General features: G+C 37.0%; 3 protein-coding genes and 2 pseudogenes. 3 read left to right on the top strand and 2 right to left on the bottom strand.

Translation table 11 applies throughout. The features are described 5' to 3' along the window. Positions 1–258 precede the first annotated feature (258 nt). Positions 259–669: a hypothetical protein gene (locus QMA12_RS21850; RefSeq protein ID WP_290211484.1), complete on the top strand. Its 411-nt coding sequence runs from the start codon at positions 259–261 to the stop codon at positions 667–669. Positions 670–762: 93 nt separating this feature from the next. On the opposite strand, the pseudogene QMA12_RS21845 reads toward QMA12_RS21850, so the two are convergent. Continuing rightward, positions 763–1,059: pseudogene (locus QMA12_RS21845) on the bottom strand (hypothetical protein); the annotation flags it as partial. A gap of 399 nt (positions 1,060–1,458) precedes the next feature. Between QMA12_RS21845 and QMA12_RS21840 the strand changes: the two are divergent. Beyond that, positions 1,459–2,085: a hypothetical protein gene (locus QMA12_RS21840; protein ID WP_290211483.1), complete on the top strand. Its 627-nt coding sequence runs from the start codon at positions 1,459–1,461 to the stop codon at positions 2,083–2,085. Positions 2,086–2,305: 220 nt separating this feature from the next. Here the strand turns inward: QMA12_RS21840 and QMA12_RS21835 are convergent, their stop codons facing one another. Then, a complete protein-coding gene (locus tag QMA12_RS21835; RefSeq protein WP_290211482.1) occupies positions 2,306–2,908 on the bottom strand; it encodes a thiamine biosynthesis protein ThiC in 603 nt (200 codons plus the stop codon). A gap of 451 nt (positions 2,909–3,359) precedes the next feature. Between QMA12_RS21835 and QMA12_RS21830 the strand changes: the two are divergent. Next, positions 3,360–3,472, top strand: a pseudogene (locus QMA12_RS21830) (ISAs1 family transposase); the annotation flags it as partial.

The following is a 3,472-nucleotide window of genomic DNA, read 5'->3' as shown; positions in this document are numbered from 1 at the left end:
AAGTAATCGCGCGTGTAAATCGATTCCACAATAATATGGATGCATGTTATTGTAAAAGTTCATTGAGCTTTCTCCTGTAAGGTTGGTTGCCTTTTCAGCGTAGCGAATAATCGCGATGCTGGGGAGGAGGCTCAATGAGTATCAAGGCAATCAAACGGAAAATTTACAGTTGGCTTTTTTCGCTTCGCTCAATATTTTAGCCAACTATAAAGTTCCGCTTATTGAAGCGTTATAAGCCTATAGAGGATAATTGTTAGTTTGGAGTTTATATTATATTTTTTATTATTTTTGTGTCTCTTCCTAGGTGTAAATTATGTTTTATCTAAAGCAGCTGGTTGGCACTCTCTAAAGAAATATTATGAATCTTCAGATCCATTTCAAGGCAAAAAGTTTAACTTTATAACAGGAAAACTAGGAGCAACATATTACCGTAGCTCTTTAATTCTAGGGCTTAACGAACAAAATTTATTCTTAGGTGTTAGTTTTCCTTTTAATTTTAGTAGCCCCAACTTACAGATACCTACACAAGACATCGAGGTTAAAGTTGTTAAAACTGGTTTGTTTGGCTCTGTACTGTTTAAGTTTAAAAAGTACGATAAAGTAGTTTTAAAAATTTCACATCGTACAGTGGTTAAGCTTGAAAAAACTAGTGGTCTCTCTTTGATGTAACCGGCTTATAATCGGGTAGCCGGAGGTCTCTAACCTCCAGCCCCCACACCACCCATCATGCGCTTTTTATTAACAGGAAGTGCAATGGGCGGTTCATCTCCCGTAATGAATATTGATCCAAATATCCCTCAATGACACTAAACCTTGTGAAGCTAAGTAGTTATTGCCTAGCGCAATGTTAATTCCTTTTGTTTTTGAGCTTCTACAAGGACCTTCGCTTCCAAGCGCCTACTTTTGGTACTGGTGATACCACAGACTATGGCGAGTCGCTCGCTAACACCCAATTTCATTAAACTGCGTACTTTGGTGCGGGCTATTCCTTAATAGAGAGCGCCATTTCCGCCAGTAGCACATCCTTACCCTACAGCGGATCCAATGATCTAAATCCACCGTTAGCTATAAAAAATCAAAGTTAAAATAGACAGCTCAATGGGGCGACAGCAGCTTTTTATTGAAGGAATGGCAAACGACTAGGCCGTATAGAGCCTGCTTTCCTTTAAATAGAAGGCGGAATATTACAGTCAATAAAGGCATGAATAAATTGACCTTACGGGGTCAAACAAAAGCGAATGTATTCACTTCATTATGCGGCAACTGTATTGCTTAGTTCATAACATAGAAAAGCTGCAAAACACGATACATTAATAAAGGTAAGCCCTTATTACCTCAAATAAGCCACTCAAACACCTCTAATACCTTTCAAAACGCCAATTAAAGCAACAGCAAATCCTCTTTTTATATTTTATGTGAAATTAAAGTAAGTGATTGAATCAAAGTAGGAACTCGGCTATGGTTGATCCATCAATAAAAATGAATTTAAAACGAGTAATTCTACAGGCTCGTTATGCGGTTCTAGATTATGGAGTATCTATGAAGTTTGAAGAAGCGCAAAAGGATATGGATTTTTCATATTTTGGAGGCGGAACAGGTGTTCTTGTTTCTGGTATGGTTTGGATCTTGGCAGGTTTAGTCGCAATACTATATTCAAATCAATCAAGTATGCTTACTCTTTTTATTGGTGGTATGTTTATACACCCGATGGCTATGTTGCTATCAAAAGCACTTAAGCGTCCAGGAAACCATAATCCTAAAAACCCCTTAGGTAAGCTTGCTTTAGAAAGCACTATTATTTTATTTGTCGGTTTGTTCTTGGCTTTTTATGTTGCAAAGCTGCATGTTGAGTGGTTTTATCCAATAATGCTCATGACTATTGGTGTACGTTACTTAATTTTTAATACTTTATATGGTGCAAAAATTTATTGGGTTTTAGGTGCTGTGCTAATGTTATCAGGTATGTTTTGTATATTATTGGGTGCTAACTTTATAATTGGTGCTTTTATTGGTGGCTTAACAGAAATTGTATTTTCATTGGTTATTTTCAATAAATCAAAAGGTTTAGTGTTAAAAAACGCATAACCGGGGGGCTGGAGGTTTCTAACCTCAAGCTACCACATCAAATCTTGACTTCATACATCAACAGAATTAATTGGTTAAAAATTTTTAATATAACCTCTAAAAGTGCAGCGCCTCATATCCTCTTTGAGAAAATGAAGATTGCTGGCACATTAAACTCCATTACTTTAAACGTAAAATATCGGCGAATTAGCATCTCTAATACACGCCGAGGTTTAATGCCTTAATCTGCTTTACGGTTAAGACTTATTAAACAGATTGCTAAAAGTAATGTTGCAATCATGCCTGATGCACCAGCAACGCCTGATGGCAAGAATCCATCACGGCCACAGGTAATTAAAACACCATTGGCTAACATTGCAGCTGCGCCTGCAAAGGCTGTAAGGCCGCCAATTGCTTTGCCGCCTTTAGCGATAAAAGACAGGCCAAAAACAACGGCTGCTAATCCTAATAATAATTTAGCTGCGTAGTAAATCATGAATGATAGAGACACCACGCCACCAATTAAAGGTTGTGCGCCTTCTACTGTGCCTGCAACTTTACCAAATGTAGAAAACAAAGTAAGACCAATGCTTACCTGGACTATGTTTAGGACTGCACTGAACGCGATTGCCGACCAGCCTAGTTGAGCGTTTTTTGCTTGCACCATAGCTGTGCCTGCAAAGGCAACCAATAAAGTAAATACCAGTGCTTCTAGCCCCCAAGCCACCTGCCTTGAAAAGCTAATTTCAGCACTGTAAAGGGCTGAATAAATACCCTGTGATATTGCTAATAGCAACAATAACGATGCTGTAATTAGGGTGGTGCGTTTATGTGTAAATTCCATTATGGGCCTCTTATGATTTTATATTTGACGCTTTCAACAGTTGTTGCGGATTTAAATGTATCAAACTGCTTAGTTTCTGTATTTAAATAGCGTTTATTACTGTAGGTATAAGACAGGTAAAGCGAGTTAATTATTTCACTTAAACCTATAAAAGAATTAATTAATAGCAAACAAGCTCAAGCTAAAGTTTTTAATTCCCCCTAACTTTTCAAAGCCGCTTTGGTTAAGCCATCTGTGCCTATAAAACACGGCATTTTATAACCGTTTAGTGAATTGACTTTAAATTACTAAACGGGTGTTAATTTTGAGTATGTAGTGAAATGGTTTATTACTTACTTCGTTAAGATAAAAACCTAAAATTAGACCAGTCACTTAACAGGGCAGGATCATACTTTGTAAACATTCATAGTTTATGATCTAATACTATAAATTTCATCACTTTATATTTCTTATGTCCTTATTCTCCCATTTAGAACTTGTAAAAGATAACCGCTCAACTATCAACCAGCATCATAACCTTGTCGATGTACTTTTCCTTATTATTAGTGCTGTAACATCTGGATG

The organism is Pseudoalteromonas sp. APC 3893 (assembly GCF_030408095.1).
In the GTDB taxonomy this organism is placed as follows: Bacteria; Pseudomonadota; Gammaproteobacteria; order Enterobacterales; family Alteromonadaceae; genus Pseudoalteromonas.
The sequence above is the reverse complement of the archived record's forward strand: the minus strand, read 5'-3'. Positions and strand labels throughout refer to the sequence as shown.